The 15,275-nt window shown below is 64.8% G+C and carries 15 protein-coding genes; all 15 read right to left on the bottom strand.

What is annotated here, in order from left to right; genetic code table 11:
* Window positions 1–9 precede the first annotated feature (9 nt).
* The 15 genes from IPK66_09760 to IPK66_09690 all read right to left on the bottom strand — a co-directional run bounded on the left by IPK66_09760 (window position 10) and on the right by IPK66_09690 (window position 15,207).
* Window positions 10–777 (bottom strand): IS6 family transposase, encoded by a 768-nt coding sequence (locus IPK66_09760; GenBank protein ID MBK8175521.1) that lies wholly within the window; start codon window positions 775–777, stop codon window positions 10–12.
* Window positions 778–895: 118 nt separating this feature from the next.
* Window positions 896–1,708, bottom strand: coding sequence for a TIGR04282 family arsenosugar biosynthesis glycosyltransferase (locus IPK66_09755; protein MBK8175520.1), 813 nt, complete (start codon window positions 1,706–1,708; stop codon window positions 896–898).
* Between the two features lie 357 nt (window positions 1,709–2,065).
* Complete coding sequence (locus tag IPK66_09750; GenBank protein ID MBK8175519.1) at window positions 2,066–3,073, bottom strand: general secretion pathway protein GspK; 1,008 nt, start codon at window positions 3,071–3,073, stop codon at window positions 2,066–2,068.
* On the bottom strand, window positions 3,070–5,175 hold the full coding sequence (gene gspD, locus IPK66_09745) for a type II secretion system secretin GspD (GenBank protein ID MBK8175518.1): 2,106 nt from the start codon (window positions 5,173–5,175) through the stop codon (window positions 3,070–3,072). Before gspD ends, IPK66_09750 begins: the two co-directional genes overlap by 4 nt.
* A gap of 269 nt (window positions 5,176–5,444) precedes the next feature.
* A complete protein-coding gene (locus IPK66_09740) occupies window positions 5,445–6,179 on the bottom strand; it encodes a hypothetical protein (protein MBK8175517.1) in 735 nt (244 codons plus the stop codon).
* 2 nt (window positions 6,180–6,181) lie between these two features.
* Complete coding sequence (locus IPK66_09735) at window positions 6,182–6,760, bottom strand: hypothetical protein (GenBank protein MBK8175516.1); 579 nt, start codon at window positions 6,758–6,760, stop codon at window positions 6,182–6,184.
* A complete protein-coding gene (locus IPK66_09730) occupies window positions 6,757–7,911 on the bottom strand; it encodes a hypothetical protein (protein MBK8175515.1) in 1,155 nt (384 codons plus the stop codon). Before IPK66_09730 ends, IPK66_09735 begins: the two co-directional genes overlap by 4 nt.
* Window positions 7,912–8,130: 219 nt before the next feature.
* A complete protein-coding gene (locus IPK66_09725) occupies window positions 8,131–8,952 on the bottom strand; it encodes a prepilin-type N-terminal cleavage/methylation domain-containing protein (protein MBK8175514.1) in 822 nt (273 codons plus the stop codon).
* A complete protein-coding gene (locus IPK66_09720) occupies window positions 8,949–9,557 on the bottom strand; it encodes a prepilin-type N-terminal cleavage/methylation domain-containing protein (protein MBK8175513.1) in 609 nt (202 codons plus the stop codon). The genes IPK66_09725 and IPK66_09720 overlap by 4 nt, the downstream gene beginning before the upstream one ends.
* A 22-nt stretch (window positions 9,558–9,579) precedes the next feature.
* Window positions 9,580–10,101, bottom strand: coding sequence for a GspH/FimT family pseudopilin (locus tag IPK66_09715; protein MBK8175512.1), 522 nt, complete (start codon window positions 10,099–10,101; stop codon window positions 9,580–9,582).
* Complete coding sequence (gspG, locus tag IPK66_09710; protein MBK8175511.1) at window positions 10,055–10,531, bottom strand: type II secretion system major pseudopilin GspG; 477 nt, start codon at window positions 10,529–10,531, stop codon at window positions 10,055–10,057. Before gspG ends, IPK66_09715 begins: the two co-directional genes overlap by 47 nt.
* A gap of 21 nt (window positions 10,532–10,552) precedes the next feature.
* Entirely contained in the window at window positions 10,553–11,773 is a 1,221-nt protein-coding gene (locus IPK66_09705; GenBank protein MBK8175510.1) for a type II secretion system F family protein, read from the bottom strand.
* 2 nt (window positions 11,774–11,775) lie between these two features.
* Window positions 11,776–13,533 carry a type II secretion system ATPase GspE gene (gspE, locus tag IPK66_09700; protein ID MBK8175509.1) on the bottom strand — a complete coding sequence of 586 codons (1,758 nt, stop codon included), beginning with the start codon at window positions 13,531–13,533 and terminating at the stop codon, window positions 11,776–11,778.
* Between the two features lie 111 nt (window positions 13,534–13,644).
* The gene (locus tag IPK66_09695; protein ID MBK8175508.1) at window positions 13,645–14,418 is read right to left on the bottom strand and encodes a prepilin peptidase; all 774 of its coding nucleotides are present in this window, start codon (window positions 14,416–14,418) and stop codon (window positions 13,645–13,647) included.
* 309 nt (window positions 14,419–14,727) lie between these two features.
* The gene (locus IPK66_09690) at window positions 14,728–15,207 is read right to left on the bottom strand and encodes a thermonuclease family protein (GenBank protein ID MBK8175507.1); all 480 of its coding nucleotides are present in this window, start codon (window positions 15,205–15,207) and stop codon (window positions 14,728–14,730) included.
* Window positions 15,208–15,275 lie beyond the last annotated feature (68 nt).

Below are 15,275 nucleotides of genomic sequence, written 5' to 3'. Positions count from 1 at the left end.
GTTCCGTGCTCAGGGTGCCTGGAGCTCGAGCCGTTCGCTGACGACCTGCATGGCCTCTGCCAACGCGCAGACGCCGAGACCGAAGGCGCGCTCCACCAGACGCGCCTCACCGCGGATGTCGCGCGTGATGTTGAAGATCGCCGCCTGGCCCTTGCGTAGAGCCCGCATCACCTCGAAGCCCTTGATCGTCGCGTAGGCGGTCTTCAGCGTCTTGAAGCCGCGCACGGGGCGGATCATCTGCTTCAGCTTGCCGTGATCGGCTTCGATGACGTTGTTGAGGTACTTCACCTGCCGGTGCCGCGTGTCCTTCGGGCACTTGCCTTCGGCCTTCAACTCGGCGAGTGCCGCCACGTAGGTCGGAGCCTTGTCCGTGTTGACCACCCGCGGCTTCTCCCAGTCTTTCAGGCCCTTAAGCGCCTTGCCGAGAAAGCGCTTCGCCGCTTTCGTGTTCCGCGTCGGCGACAGATAGAAGTCGATCGTGTTGCCGAGCTTGTCCACGGCTCGATACAAATACGCCCATTCGCCTTTGACCTTGATGTAGGTCTTGTCCACACGCCAACTCGGCGAGCCTGGGCGGCGCCACTGCCAGCGCAGCCGCTTCTCGATCTCCGGCGCATATTTCCGCACCCATCGATAGATGGTGGAGTGATCGACGCTCACGCCGCGTTCGACCATCATCTGCTCGAGATCGCGGTAGCTCACTCCGTAGTGGCAGTACCACCGTACCGCCCACAGCACGATCTCGCCCTCGAAGGGGCGCCCCTTGAAGTCCGACACGGCCCAGCATCCCCTGGTTACGACCACATCCCGCCAGATAGCCGCGAGCTTTGCAACAGAGCCCTTTAACGCAGGTGCAGGGGGCGCAGTTATGAATGTTTGATGACGACGCAAGTCTTTAGTCGAAAAGACTGCTCTTGGGGTGCTCTAGCGGTGGCCCGTCGCCGCGGCAGCAAAGTGCTTCCAGATATTGGCGGGTTGCCCTCGCGGTCGAGCCGGGCAGTGTCGTCGGCGCCGGCGCGCGGCCCTTGCCCCTCAGTTCCTCAAGCAGCCAGATGAACGAATGGCCATCGTCGACGTCGTACCACAGCGGCAGCAAGGCGACCGGCAGCGCAAGTTCCGCCGCGCGGGCCTCGGTCTCGGTCCGCACCCGGCTGGTGCTCCACGGGATGTCCCGAAACAGCTCGGGACAAGGACGCCGCACACCGATGAGATAATATCCACCATCCAGCGCCGGACCGAGCACCACCCGATCCCCCGGCTGACGCAGCAGATCGACAGCCGCTTCCAGGGTTTCGACCGGCAGTGTCGGTGCGTCGGCGCCCAGCAGACACACCGCCGCGAATTTTTGGGCAAACAGATCGGCGATGGCGTTGACGCACCGGGCGCCGAGGTCATCGCCCCGCTGAACCAGACGATCGAAGCCATTGGGAAAGAGGCCATCGAAAGCACCGTCATTGTCAGCCGGCGTCGTCACCGCAAAACCCGTAGCGCCAAGCGATGACGGCAGGCCATGGACCAGCGCGGCAACGTCAGCGATGAAACCACGTGATAACGCCGCCGCCTCCTCTGCACTGAGCGGTGGGGTCAGCCGTGTCTTGCACCGGCCGGCGATCGGAGCCCTGCACATGACCGCGACCGCCACGCGTCCTTCGGGCGAAGACGGTGCGATGGTCTGCTCATCGCCGGATTCATTGGCCTCGCGATTCATCGTCGAGCAAATCCCCTTCGCGCGGACGTGCGCCATTTCGCACACGGAACAAATGCCAGTCGAGCACGAGGGGGTATCTTTGTCCCGAATAGTCCAGCGGCCGACGCCTAGCCTTCGGGGGCCACAGGCTCACCCGATATCAGCCGTAGGCCCATCGCTTCCGGTTAACGAGCGTCGCCTCCCCTTCGTTCGCCAACGCGACGCCACGACGGTTCAGTATCGACACCAGCGCGGTAAAGACGCAAGCAATATCAACGCCCTGGTGCGGAAAAGATTGCCGATTTCGCAAGAAGCGCACCCCCCGCGCGCCTATTGATCGGCGTGAGGCCGGGACCGCGCGCCGGGAACGGGATCCGATCAGAACATAACACGAACGCCTTGACGCCATGCCTGAATGGCGAACGGCTGATCGGTCGACGCGGAGAAATCGACGATCGCCTCGCGAACGAAAACGGTGCCGCTGTTTGTGCGGGACTCGGCATGAACGGTGAATACCGGAACGCCCGAACGGTCTTCGCTATTGGCGTTTGCGGCGCTATCGTCGTCCGCGCTTGAATCTGCGGCATCGAGAGGCTCCCCGCCCAGGTCGCCGCGACGGCCAAAGCGGCTGCCGCCGAACGACAGGCCGCTTCGGTTGGGAAGCTGGGAACTCCTCTGGGAGAGCTCGCTTCCTGTCGCGTTCGCATTGCGGCCATGGGAGTCGACGGCGACCGCGGCGACCGCCGTCCGCACCTCAAGGGGAGCCGTCGGGATGTGGGGGTTTTCCTGCTGGCCGTAAACGCTCACCAGGGGTGCGATCCGGCGGTAGAGGTCCGGCGTAACACCGACGACATAAGCCAACTCCTCGACCATTTCGAAACTGCGGTTCTTCGGTCCCCAAGCCAGACCCGCCTTACGGTACTCCGGCGCTTCGGCGCCGTGCGGGCTCTTGTCGTCGTCCTCGTCGCGGAAATCGACGATCTCGTCGGCGAGTTCGTCGCTATGACCAGGCTCCTCGCCGATGGCGATGAACAATTCACGCAACAAGATGGCCGGTGCCTGATTGAGGTCGACCTTACCGCCTTCGTCGCGAATAGTCAGCCGGATCTCGGCGTTATCGCTGTGCCAGACATAGATCCGACCGTCGCCGTAAAGGCCTCCGTCGCGGGGGTCGATGGCGAGGCGGGCGGCGGCCTTGTAGATCGCGCCGTCAGCGAGCGCCTCGGCCTCGGCGTTGTCAACGAGATTACGGGAAAGGAGAACCTCGGTGCGAACGTTGCTCGCATAAACAATGGCGAGAAACGACAGTATCATCAGCGCGCCCAGCACCATCAGCAGCGCGATGCCGCGCTGCCGGTCCGCCTGAGCCAGCCACTTCCGCGTCACTGCAGCCGCTGTTCGAGCGGAACTATGCTCCGCAATCGCGAGCGCAACTCACGCGTGACCTGACGGGCCTGCTCGGCGCCGCCGACCACTTGCGGGGTAATCAGCACCAGAAGTTCCGTTCGGCCGGCGGTCTCGGACTTGGTACCGAACAACCAGCCGATCCACGGCAGCCGCGATAGCCAGGGAATGCCCGACGAGGTGTTTTCGCGACGGTCGGTAATCAGGCCGCCCAGCGCCACCGTCTCGCCACCTTGCACCGCGACCGTCGTCTCCACCTTGCGCTGATTGATGGTCGGCGAGTCGATCCCGCCGGCGCTGGCCTCGTTGGAAACGTTGCTCACCTCCTGCGAGATTTCCATCGTCACCAGTCCGCCGGCATTCACCCGCGGCGTGACGTTGAGGATCACGCCCGTATCCTTGTATTCGATGCTGTTGACGATATTGGCCGTGTCGGTCACGGTGCTCTGCTGGGATCGCGTCTGGATCGGTACCTCCTGACCGACGGTCAGGGTCGCCGTCTGATTGTCGAGCACGAACACCTGCGGCGACGAGAGCACGTTGAGATCGCTGACCTGATCGAGCGCGTTGACCACCGCCTTGACGCTGTCTCCCGGTGAGAGCACGTAGGAAAATCCGGGGAAAATCGATGCGGCGATATCGGAGCCGATGCTGCTGATGCGCGGCGAATTCGACTGGCTGAGCGCGATCTTGTTGGAGCCGTACTTGAAGAACCATTCGACGCCGTACTGCAGCGTATCGTTCAGCGTAACTTCGAGAATCGTCGCCTCGATCAAAACCTGCAGCGGGATAATGTCGAGCTTGTGCAGCGCGGTTTCGACCGTGCGGTAATCGCTCGGCTTGGCGAGAATGACGAGCGCGTTCTTCACTTTGTCGGCGATGATCTTGATATCGTCATTGCCACCGGCAACGACGTTGCTGGAGCCGCCGCCGGAAATGGCGCTGTTGTTCCCCGATCTCTGCGTAGCGACCGAAGACAGCGCGTTCGCCGCCGGCGCGTCCGGCTGTCCTCCCGTCTGGCCCTGAAGCGTCACCGGGCTGAGGCCCGGCGCCAGCTGCGCCTGCGGCCGCGTGCTCGCCCCGCTCGTCTGCTGACCGAACACCTGGCTGAGCACGGCGGCGATGTCCTCGGCGCGGCTGTTCTCGCAGTAATAGACGTAAATACGGGGCGTTTCGCTTTCGCCGACGTCGAGACGCTCAATCCAGGACTGCGCCCGATCGACGTAGAGCGACCGTGGCGAGATCACCAGAACGGCGTTCAGGCGCTCGATCGGCACGAAACGGACGACTCCCGCCAGCGGCCCCTCCGTCTGATCGCCGAAGACATTGCCAAGTTCGTCGACCATCGTCTTCGCCGTTGTCGAATGCAGCGCGAACAGACCGAACGACATGCCTGCCAGCCAATCGACATCGAAGGTGTCGATGACGTCGAGCATGCTCGCGACGTCGGCGCGGCTGCCGCCGAGGACGACGAGATTACGCCTCGGATCGACGCGAAGAACCCCGCCGGGCGGCGCGAATGGCGCCAGCAGCTTTTCCACCTCGGTCGCCGAGATGTGCTTCAGCGGCACGACGACGACCTGGGCGCCGGGTGCCTGAGTCGCCGGCGCCAGCGTCGAGCGCAAATGGCCGTTGCCCTTGGGCCCGATGTCTGCCGGTACAATCTTGTAGAGGCCGTCCGTCTGGACGAGGGTCGCGTTGTTGACCTGCAGAATGGACTCCAGCACCGAGATGAGAGCGGGTCCCGGCACTGGCTGGCTGGTCTGCAGGGTCACAGTGCCTTGGACCTGCGGATCGATCACATAATTCGCGCCGAGCGTATCGCCAAGGATCGCCTTGACCACCTCGCGCAGGTCGGCGTCGACGAAATTCAGCGTCACCTCGCCATCGGGCGTACGGATCACCGGGCCGCCCGCCGGCACACCGCGATGAACGAATGTATCGGACCCGCGATAGATGCCGCCGATGTGTTGCGAGCGGGAACTTTCGTCTTGTTCAGCGGCGGCAGCGCCGCCCGTCGAAGCAGGTGTGTTCTGTTCCGCCGGCGTTTCGAGGGGTTCGGTTGCAACAGGAGTCGGCGACAATGCGGCCTGAGCATCCGGGGGCTTCACCTGGGTGTCAAAAAATGGCCGATGAGCGCATGCCGCTATCGATGAGACCAACAGGGAGCACAACAGCAGACGCCCAAGACTGCCGCGCGCGACCGCCGCATTTTTTCCTGCAAACATTACAGACCCATTACGCCGGTTCTTGCCTCTCGGTCTAATGACGCTTTACTGGCGCTCCCGGGCCAAGTAATTCGCCGCCTCCTATAGCATAGGACGCGAAAGCGCGACAGTGTCGACGATGACCTTTATTCCGTCGGCTCGTCATCTTGCAACTGGTCATCAGGCGGAACGGCGTCCGGCTGCTCCGGCGAGCCCGGATGGCGTGGCATGGCGCCGTAAGTGGCGGGCGCGCCGGGACGCGGCGGGGCTTGCGGGCGAGCCGACGTCGCAGTGGACCGCACCACCGCGCCGGATCGCTGCGTGCCACCTCCCGCCTCTTCCTTTTGCCGCTCTCTCGTCTCTGGACGGCGGTAGTCCAGCTTGATCTCGTTCGAGACCTCGCCGCGCCGCAGGATCACCTTGTCTGGACCGACGGAAACGACCAGCCAGCCCCCGGCTTCCTGCCCTTCGGCCACGTGCATCGGTTTTGGATTGTCATCGAAACGCAGCAGCGCAAGGCGGCGACGAGGCGTCAGCAGCACGCCATTCAGAACGACCCCGGTGGCGGCGTTCTCCTGCGGCGCGTCATCGCCGTCGGCACTCGACGTCGCCGCTTCCGCCGGCCGGCGCGACTTGTCGAACAACGGCCTTTCGATGACTTCGGCAAAGTCCTCGGATGGCGGCATTTCGTAGGTCGTCTCGCCCTTTTCCGCCTCGTCCCCCGCCTCGCCGGCGGCGTGCGGCGGCGGAACCGATCGCGCGATACGTCCGTCGTCACCGTCGCCCTGCCAGACCTGCCAGCTAAGGAACCCGCCGGCAAGTAAGGCGAGCACCGCAGATGCCCACGTCCAGCGGGCGGAAGCAGCCAGCCGGCGCGCCATGGTCAGCTCGCCCGCATGTAGCCGTAGACGTCGTAACTGACGCCGAGTTCGCTTGCCGGCGCGCTCGCCTTGCTGGCAGCGCGGCCGCGCCGGTTGCGCGCGACGATATCGAGACCGTCAAGGAACAGGTAGGGCAACATCGATTCCAGATCGTAGAGCGTATGGAATAGCGAATCTGTATCCGAGGACATGCGGACCCGCAGTGTTACCCGGCGAAATGCCCCCTCGCTCGTCGCCGGAAGAATCTGCGTGCTCTCCAGCTTGCCGCCGTTGCGCTCCACGATCGTCCGTACCAGGGTCTGCAGGTCGGCGGCTACGAGCGTCTCGCTGTCGCCGGAGAGATATCCTTCCTGTGACGATGGCAAGGACTGGAGTTTCTCCAGCCGCTCGCGCAGTTGCGGACGGCTGTCGGCAAGCCGTCGCAGCCGAGACAGCACGTCTTGCCGCGCCGCGATCTGCTCCGCGTACGCCGCGGAGCGCTCCTGCAGCGGGCTGACGATCAGCCGGTAAGGCAGGGCGATCGCCACGATCAGCAAGGTGACGGCGATGATCTTGCGCGTCAGAGGCGAGAGCTTGGTCACGGTTGATCCTTACGCCCCACCTGAAAGGCGATATGGAACTGTTCGGCCTCGAGTCGCTGATCGCGGGTCAGTGGCGCGCGGAACTGGGCGTTGCTGAAGAGCGTCGTGTTCTCGATGTGTCCGATGATCGCCGATGCGTTCGGCGAGTAGCCAAACGTCTGCATTTCCTCGCTGGTCATCCGCAGGCGATAAAGCCACGTATCGTCCGGAAGCGCGTGCGTCAGTTCGCTCAGAACAGCCAGCACCGGCGGGCGGGCCCGCTTCTTCTCGACGATAAAGTCGCCCTCGCTGCTCAGCCGTTCGATCTGTTCCTCCAGCTTGCGCCCTTCCTCCGCCTCGCTGCGCGCCGACGCCACCTGACGATCGAGGGCGGCGAGATGCTCCGCATCCCGGCTGAATGCGGAATAGAGCCCGGCCGCGAACAGCCCCGCAGCGAGGACCAGCAGACCGATCGCCAAGCGGCCGATCCGCCGCAGGCCTCCGGAGCCGCCGTTCGCCAGCGGCACGCGCCATGGTGCCGACACGGCCTGCGACGATTCGCCCCGGGCCGGAGCGGGCACTGATCCGGGCACCAAACCGGGCGCCGGGCGCGGCGGCAGGACGACGGCTTCGGGTTCCAGGCCGGCATCGCGGATGCGACCGACGGCGGGATCGACAGCGGCACGCGGCAACACGGTGAGTTCGGCGCTAAGGCGCTTGCGCGCGGCATCGCGATCGGCCACGCGAACATCGAAATAGACCGCATCAGCGGCGAACGGCGTCAAGCGATCCATTTCGAACGCCATGACTTGGCGCAGGTTTTCCTCCGCCGCCGCCGGCAAGTCGACCATTTTGCGCAAGGCCAGGCGCGGGGACATCCGCACGACGACGCTGGTCCGCGCGAGATCGAGGCTATCGACGATCGGCCGCAGCGCTGCCTTGGTCTCCGCGGGCGCGACGCCGGCAAAATCGAGCGTCGTCAGTTCGCGCTCACCGGTGCCGTTGCGGCGCCGCACGACCAGTCGCGTATCCATCGGCTCGAGGATGAGCTCGTCGATCGGCGGCAGGAGAAAGCGCAGAAGCCACGCCGGCATCAGTCCTTTCAACTCGCCCACCCACCAGGAGAAGAACTCTCCAGCGAAGCGCCGGACCTTGGCTAGAGGATGTGCCACAGTCTCGTGTGTCCCGACCCTTGCTCGGTGTCCTGCAGAAGCGGTGGTGCATCCGCGCCACCGCTTTCGATCCGCATCCATATCGGGCGACGGACTTGCCAAGGCGCCGTCAACCTTGTGGACGGGAAAGCTAGTGCATTGCCCCCCCTGGCGACAAGAGACCAAACGGCGACGGCCACAGCACCGGGCAAATAATACCTCATTCGGAGTATAGCTGACTCAGCCGCCGCCAGCCATCCCGGTTATCTCCGGTGCGACAATAAAATCGGGCCAGACCCGCTGGTCTTTCGGTGGAAACGTCACCCGCAGACGGATGAGCAGCGGCATTCGGTTCGCGTCGAGCCAGCGATCGTACCACTGCATGGCTTTTTCCTCGCCGAACTCGCCGAAATAACTGAATTCGATCGAGGCAAGGTGATCGAGAAGCACGACGTCCCTGCTGTCCGACTCGGCTCCCTCCTCGTTCTCATTGCCGGCCCCGAACGCCGGGCGGGCGTTTTCGTTTGCACGTTGCCCACGCGTGGAGCCCGGCTCCGAGCTCTTCGCCGCGCCGAGCCGTGATTGCGAACGGCGATCGGCCGAACTCAGGCTGAACGCGTCCTCATTGTGGCCGGCGCCGCCACCGCGGGCAAGAATACCATCCGGAGAACGCAGCCTCCACGAGAGCACCAAGCGGACGCCGCCTTCACCGGTGCGGCTGGCCAGCACATATTGATAGACGCCGCCGGTCAGGCTCTGTGCTGGCGGGGGACCGACGAAGCGCATGGAGCCGCTTGCTCCCGTGAACGCTGCCTGACCCGTCTGCGTCGAGCCGCCGATCGGCCAAATCTGGGAAAGCAGACGGCGCACGACGTCCTGTGTCGTCTGCAACGCGAACCAGTTATCCGCCTGCGCGTGCTCGCGCTCCCAAACCCGCGCGCCAAAGCCGACGCCACTCGACAGCAGACCGGTCAGAACGCCGAGGACGGTCATGGCGACGAGAAGTTCCAGCAGGGTGAAGCCGCCTGTCGGCGCTTCGAAACGGGAGTCTCTGCCGCTCATTCCAACCCCCGTGCTGCAGGATCGCCGGCGCTTTCAAGCCGGAACGTCGTCAGCGTGACACCATTCCCCCGGTTTCCCCAATCGACGCTCACGCTGATGCGAAGCACCACGAGGTCGCTGCCCTGAGCTCCGCCAAGGTCTTCCTCCCCGGTTTCGTCGCCGGCGGATAGCGCCCCCTTGCGGTTCGTGGAAGACCGCGTGCCGGTGAAACCACTGCTGTTCCGCTGGGTGTTCGCACGCGTTTGATGCGAGCGTTTTTTGGCCGTTTCACCGCCATCGCGCCCGTTCGTCGCCGCCGCCTCGCCGTCTATCGTGTCGAGGACACTGTCATCGGTGACGATGCTGGCCCGCCAGCGAAAGCCGGCGTCCTCAAAGGTTCCCTCGGCCTCGCCCACGGCGAGCGGCCGCGCGGCGGCCACCTCGGCCAGCTTGGAGCGGGCGAGCAAGGTGGCCATCGCCACGGTGCGCGCCGTCCGCGTCGAGCCCATACCGCCGCCGAAGACCTGCAAAATGGGGACGATCAGCACGGCCAACACGGCAAACGCTACGAGGACCTCAAGCAGCGTGAAGCCGGCTTCTTTCGCGCGCTGCTTTCGTTGTCGCACAGTGCCCGTGCCCGACGGCAGCCTAGTCTTCGTAGACGTCGACCCGTCCGGTGAGCCAGTCCACCTGTACGTAGCTATGCGCATCGCCGCTCGCCAAAGTCACTTCGCCGCCGGTGGAACTGCCGTCGGGGAAGAAGCGGATCTCGCCAACGTTCGCCGTGCGCTGCGCGCTCGCCGCGGTAAAGAGAGTAAGGTGAAGCTTTGGCGAGAGCGCGTAGGAACTCTCGCCGGGAATACCGAAACTCGGCGCGTCGACGTCTACCTCGACCGCTACCGGCTCGTTGCGCGCAATCGCCCGACCCCGGGCGTGACGCAGCACGTTCGCCAGTTCGCCCGACGCCGAACGCAGCGCCGGTCCGTCCATTGAGGCGATCAGCCGCGTCCCGGCGAAGCCGGCGATAATCGCCAGCAGAACGAGGACAACAAGCACCTCGAGCAGCGTAAACCCAAACGCCGCCTGCGCCCCGCCAACCGGCGAGGCAGTACCCGCCCATCCCTTACCAGCTTGTAAGGTCCTGGTCCTCGCCGTTGCCGCCTTGCGCATTATCGGCGCCCAGAGTCCAGAGGTCGTAATCGCCATGATCGCCGGGAATCTTATAAAGGAAGACACGACCCCACGGATCGACGATCGCTTCTTTTTTCTTCAGGTAAGGCCCATTCCAACGGTTGACGCCCGCCGGCGCTTCGATCAGGGCGGAAAGGCCCTCCTCCTGCGTCGGGTAGCGGCCAATCTCGAGGCGATAGAGATCGAGCGCCGAACTCACCTGCTGGATCTGCACCTTGGCCGCCTCCGACTTGGCGCTGCCCAGGTATTTGAAAATCTGCGGGCCGGCGACAACCGCCGCCAGCAGCCCGAGGATGACGAGGACGACCAGAACTTCGAGCAGAGTGAAGCCTGCCTGCGCCGCCCCATCCGCGCGCGTGGCGCGCGGTGGCCGGTTCGTGTCCCGAACGGCACGCTTTGCACTTATCATGAAAGGGGAGCCTCCGCGGAATCACACAGCGAGCTGGTTGATGCTGAGCATCGGCACGAGTATGGAGACGATGATGCCGCCGATCAACAGCGCCATGCCGACGGTCAGCGCCGGGATCAAGATCGCCATCAGCCGCTGGATCGAATGGTGCACCTCGCGCTCGTAGACTTCGGCGACGCGGAACAACATCTCTTCCAACCGGCCGCTCTCTTCACCGATGCGGATCAGGTGGGTCGCCAGTGTCGGGAACAGCCCGGACTCGGCGAGCGGCCCCGCGAACGTCTTGCCCTCGCGCACCTGCTTTTCGATCTGCTCAAACGCGCTTTCCATGGCGGCATTGCCAAGCGTGCCCTTGACCACGCCGAGGGCCGAGACGAGCGGCACGCCGTTGTTCAACAGCATGCCCAGCGTGTAGGTCATCCGCGTCGTCTCGATCCGGCCGGCAAGTCCGCCCGCCAACGGCAGGCGCAGGAAGCGCCGGTCCCACTGCCGGCGCAACTCGGGATCGCGTCGCTGCCGGGAGATGAACAGCGTCGCCAAGAGGCCGAGGACGATCGGCACCCACCAGCCGGCCGAGGTCACCGCGCCGACACCCATGACGATCCGGGTCGACAGCGGCAGCGCGATGCCCGCCTGATCGAAGATCTCCTTGAAGCTGGGGATGACGACGGTCACGATGATGCCGATGGAGATGCATACTGAGACGAACAGAACCACCGGATAGATTAATGCGGACTTGAGGTCCTGCTTCGACTGCTGTGATTTTTCAAGAAATTCGGCGGTTTTGGCCAGCACCGTATCGAGGGCGCCGCCGGCCTCACCGGCACGGACCATGCCGAGAACAAAGCGATCGAAGACGCGCCCTTGCGCCGTCATCGCATCCGCCAGCGACGAGCCACCGCGGACACGCTCGAGCACCCGGCCCATCAGCTTCTTGACCGGCTCCTTCTCGGTGAACTTGATCAGCACGCCAATGGCCTGATCGAGCGGCAGACCGGCATGCGAGAGGCTGCCGAGTTCGCGGATGATGGCGATCCGGTCCTCGCCCGAGATTTTCGAGCCGCCGCCGATCTCCATTTTCAGCAGGTTCGCCAGGGCGCCGCCGCGGGCCTCGTCCGCGCGCAGCGGCAGATAACCCTGGCCTCGCAGCTGGTCGAGCACTGCCGCCTGGCTCGCCGCCTCCATCTCGCCTTCGACGACCTCGCCGGGTCCGCTCACCGCCTTATAGCGATACGTCGGCACGCTCACGCCTCCCGGGTTACGCGCAGCACCTCTTCGAGTGACGTGACCCCGCGGACGACCTTGCGCATGCCGTCCTCGTAGAGCGTGCGCATGCCGCCTTCGATCGCGGCCCGTTGAATGGCGCCGGCATCCTCGCGACGCAGGATGATGCGGCGGATCTCGTCGGTCATCACCAACATCTCGGCGATGCACGAGCGCCCGTAGTAGCCGGTGCCGTTGCAGCGCGGGCAGCCGACCGGCCGGTCGATACGCAGCACGCCGCCCTCGGCGAAGCGCAGAAGATTCATTTGCGTGGCGATCTCGCCAGCCGCCGGGTTCGGCTCCCGGCAGTGTGGGCAAAGATTGCGCACCAGCCTCTGGGCGGCGATACCGTTGAGCGTCGAGGCAAGAAGATAGTCCTCAAGGCCCATGTCGAGCAACCGCGTCACCGATCCCGCGGCGGAATTGGTATGCAAGGTGGACAGCACCAAGTGGCCGGTGAGCGCCGCCTGTGCTGCGATCTGCGCCGTCTCGAGGTCGCGGATCTCGCCGATCATGATGATGTCCGGGTCCTGGCGCAGCAGCGCCCGCAGAACGCCGGCGAAGGTCAGGCCGATCTGCGCCTTCACCTGAACCTGGTTGACGCCTTCGAGCTGGTATTCGATCGGGTCCTCGACGGTGAGGATCTTGCAGTCCGGCGTGTTCAGTCGCAAAAGCGAGGTGTAGAGCGTGGTTGTCTTGCCGCTGCCGGTGGGGCCGGTCACCAGGACGATGCCGTTCGGCCGATCCAGCAGCTGAAGGTAGGGATCGAGCACGCCGGCATCGAGGCCGAGGGCAGCGAACTCGAAAACCGCGCCGCCGCGGTCGAGGATACGCATCACCACGCTCTCGCCATGCAGGGTCGGCACCGTCGAGATACGGAAGTCGACCTCCTTGCCGCGGATGGCGAGCTTGATGCGCCCATCCTGCGGCAGCCGGCGCTCGGCGATGTTGAGCTTCGACATGATCTTGACCCGCGAGATGATCGCCGCCGCCAGCCGCCCGGGCGGCGTTTCCACCTCCTGGAGAATGCCGTCGACGCGATAGCGGACGCGCAGCTTGTTCTCGAACGGCTCGATGTGGATGTCCGAGGCACGCGCCTCGACCGCGCGGCCGATCAACTGGTTGACGAAGCGGATGACCGGCGCCTCGCTCGCCATGTCCTTCAGGCGCTCGGCATCGTCGCCGCCGTGCTCGCCGTGCTCGCCAAGCTGATCGATTTCGCCGAGCACGCTGCCGGCACGGCCGTAGAGCCTCTCCAGCGCCTTTTCGATATCGGCGGAGACAGCGATGCGGCGCACCACCGGCCGGCCGGTGGCGGCCTCGATCGACCCGGCGGCAAAGTCGTCGAGCGGATCGGCCATGGCCAGCACGACGCCCGTTTCGCTCTCGGCGACCGGCACGATGCGGCTGTCCTTGAGGAACTTCGCGCTCAGCGCTCCGTCGAGAAGCGCCTGGCTGGGAAAATCGGCGGCGGTGATCAGTGGCAGGCCGAGCACGGCCGAAAGTGCCGCCGCGACATCGCCCTCGCTGGCGAGGCCAAGCTTGATCAGCAGCGAGTAAAGGTGTTCGCCGCCGTCCGGCTGAATGCGCTTCGCCCGCTGCACACCCGCTGCATCGAGCTTGCCGCGGCCGGTCAGCCAGTCGACGACGGCGGCGTCGACCGCGGCGGCGTCACCGAGCACCCCGTCGGTGTTGTCCACAATCGCAACGTTTCCGTTGCCGTCGGTCGGATCGGGCAAGCGCTGGTCCACCGTCACGGTGCTCCTCTCGTCTTTGCCCGCATCGCCGGCCGCATCACCGGTCCCTGGGCGCGCGAACTGTGCCGTCCCGCGCCCAGGTGTATCTCACGCTCAGCCCAGCAGCAATGGCCCGTAAAGCCAAACCAGCCAGGTTGCGAGACAAAGGTAGGGCCCGAACGGCAAATGTCGCCGCGAGCCGATATCGGCGCCCAAGGCAATGCGCAGCAGCACGACGAGGAGCGCGCTCGCAGCGCCGAAGAAAACGACTCCCGGCAGGCCCTGCCACGAAACCCATGCGCCGGCGGCTGCAAGCAGTTTGGCGTCGCCGAGCCCCAGTCCCTCTTGACCGCGCAGCTTGCGATACCCCGTGGCGATCAGCCAGAACACGCCGAAGCCGAGAACGGCGGCGAGGGCATGCTGATCGAGCATCGAAGGATCGATCGCGAAGATGGTAACGAGCCCGCCGGCAAGCAGCGGCAGGGTGATGACGTCCGGCAGGATCAGGTGACGGATGTCGATCACCGCCAGGGTCAGCAGCGCCCAGCCCAACCCGCAGCTCACCCACATCATCGGTCCCGAGATTGTAAGTGCCGCCCATATGGCGACGAGCAGGGCCGCCACCTCGATGTTGGGATAGAACCAGCCAAGCGGCGTGCCGCAATAGCGGCACCGCCGCTGCGCGGCAAACCAGCTCACCAGAGGAATGAGGTCGCGGACGGCGAGCGTATGGCCGCAATAGTCGCATCGGGACCGGCCGAAAACCAGCGGTTCGCCCTCCGGCAGCCGCTCGACAACAACGCCGAGGAAGCTGCCGATGAAAGGCGCAGCCAGAATCGGCACCCACCACAAAATGGTCAGAATTGCGCCGATTGCGTTCTCGGTCATTTTCTTTGAACAACCAATGTGCGGCGGGAATGAACGCCGACCTCGCCTCCCAGCGTTATCGCCATACGCGGAGAACAGCCGTTTGAGCGACCTTCGCCGACGCACGGGTCAGGTACGGTGCTACGATAAGTAGAGCGCGTCGGCAAGCACCGCGTAGCCCCAATGGCGCAAGCGTGGCAAGAATGTGGCGCAAGCGCCATTGGGGCTACGCGATCAGCGCCAGGACCGCAACGCCGGCTGCTTTACCCTTTAGCCGCGAGGCGCGCTTCAAGCCTGATGGTGAGCAAGGGGTGGCCTTCGGCTTACGGATCAGAATCTTGGAGCAGGCCGAAACGAATCGACCTGGAATCCCCAGATGCCGAGGCCGTTGGCCTGAGCGATGCGTTCGAGCGCCCGGTATTCGAAGGGCGCGTCGGGACCGGCGAGCGCGAGGCCTTCGCGGACGAGGTAGGCGCCGAGATCCACGCCGTCGTCGAAGTTGGAACGTCCAGCCCAGCATACGGCGCTGATGCTGCCGTCATTGTAGGATCCCATCTCACGGCAGGTAACGAACCCCTGAATCTTGAAGTTAAGCGCGACAGCCGCACGGTTGCCGCAGAAGCTCGGCCTGAGATTGCGCCCGCAATAGAGGCTTGGGTCGGGAATATAGATCCCGTAAAGACGCACGATGGTATTGCGGATGAGCAGGCTAGCATCGTCCTGGACCACGGCATAGCTGCGAAAATCGGCACCGGCCGGATGGGTGAAAGCCAGTAAGGCGATGAGGCAGACCACGAAGCGCTTCAACATCGAAACTGATCCGAACCGCCGGGCTTGGCGGCTTGAGGACCATGTGGGGGGAGCGATCGCGATTGGCA

The organism is Rhodospirillales bacterium, from assembly GCA_016712595.1.
GTDB lineage: Bacteria > Pseudomonadota > Alphaproteobacteria > Rhodospirillales > Defluviicoccaceae > Defluviicoccus.
This window is presented reverse-complemented; position numbering and strand designations above follow the sequence as displayed.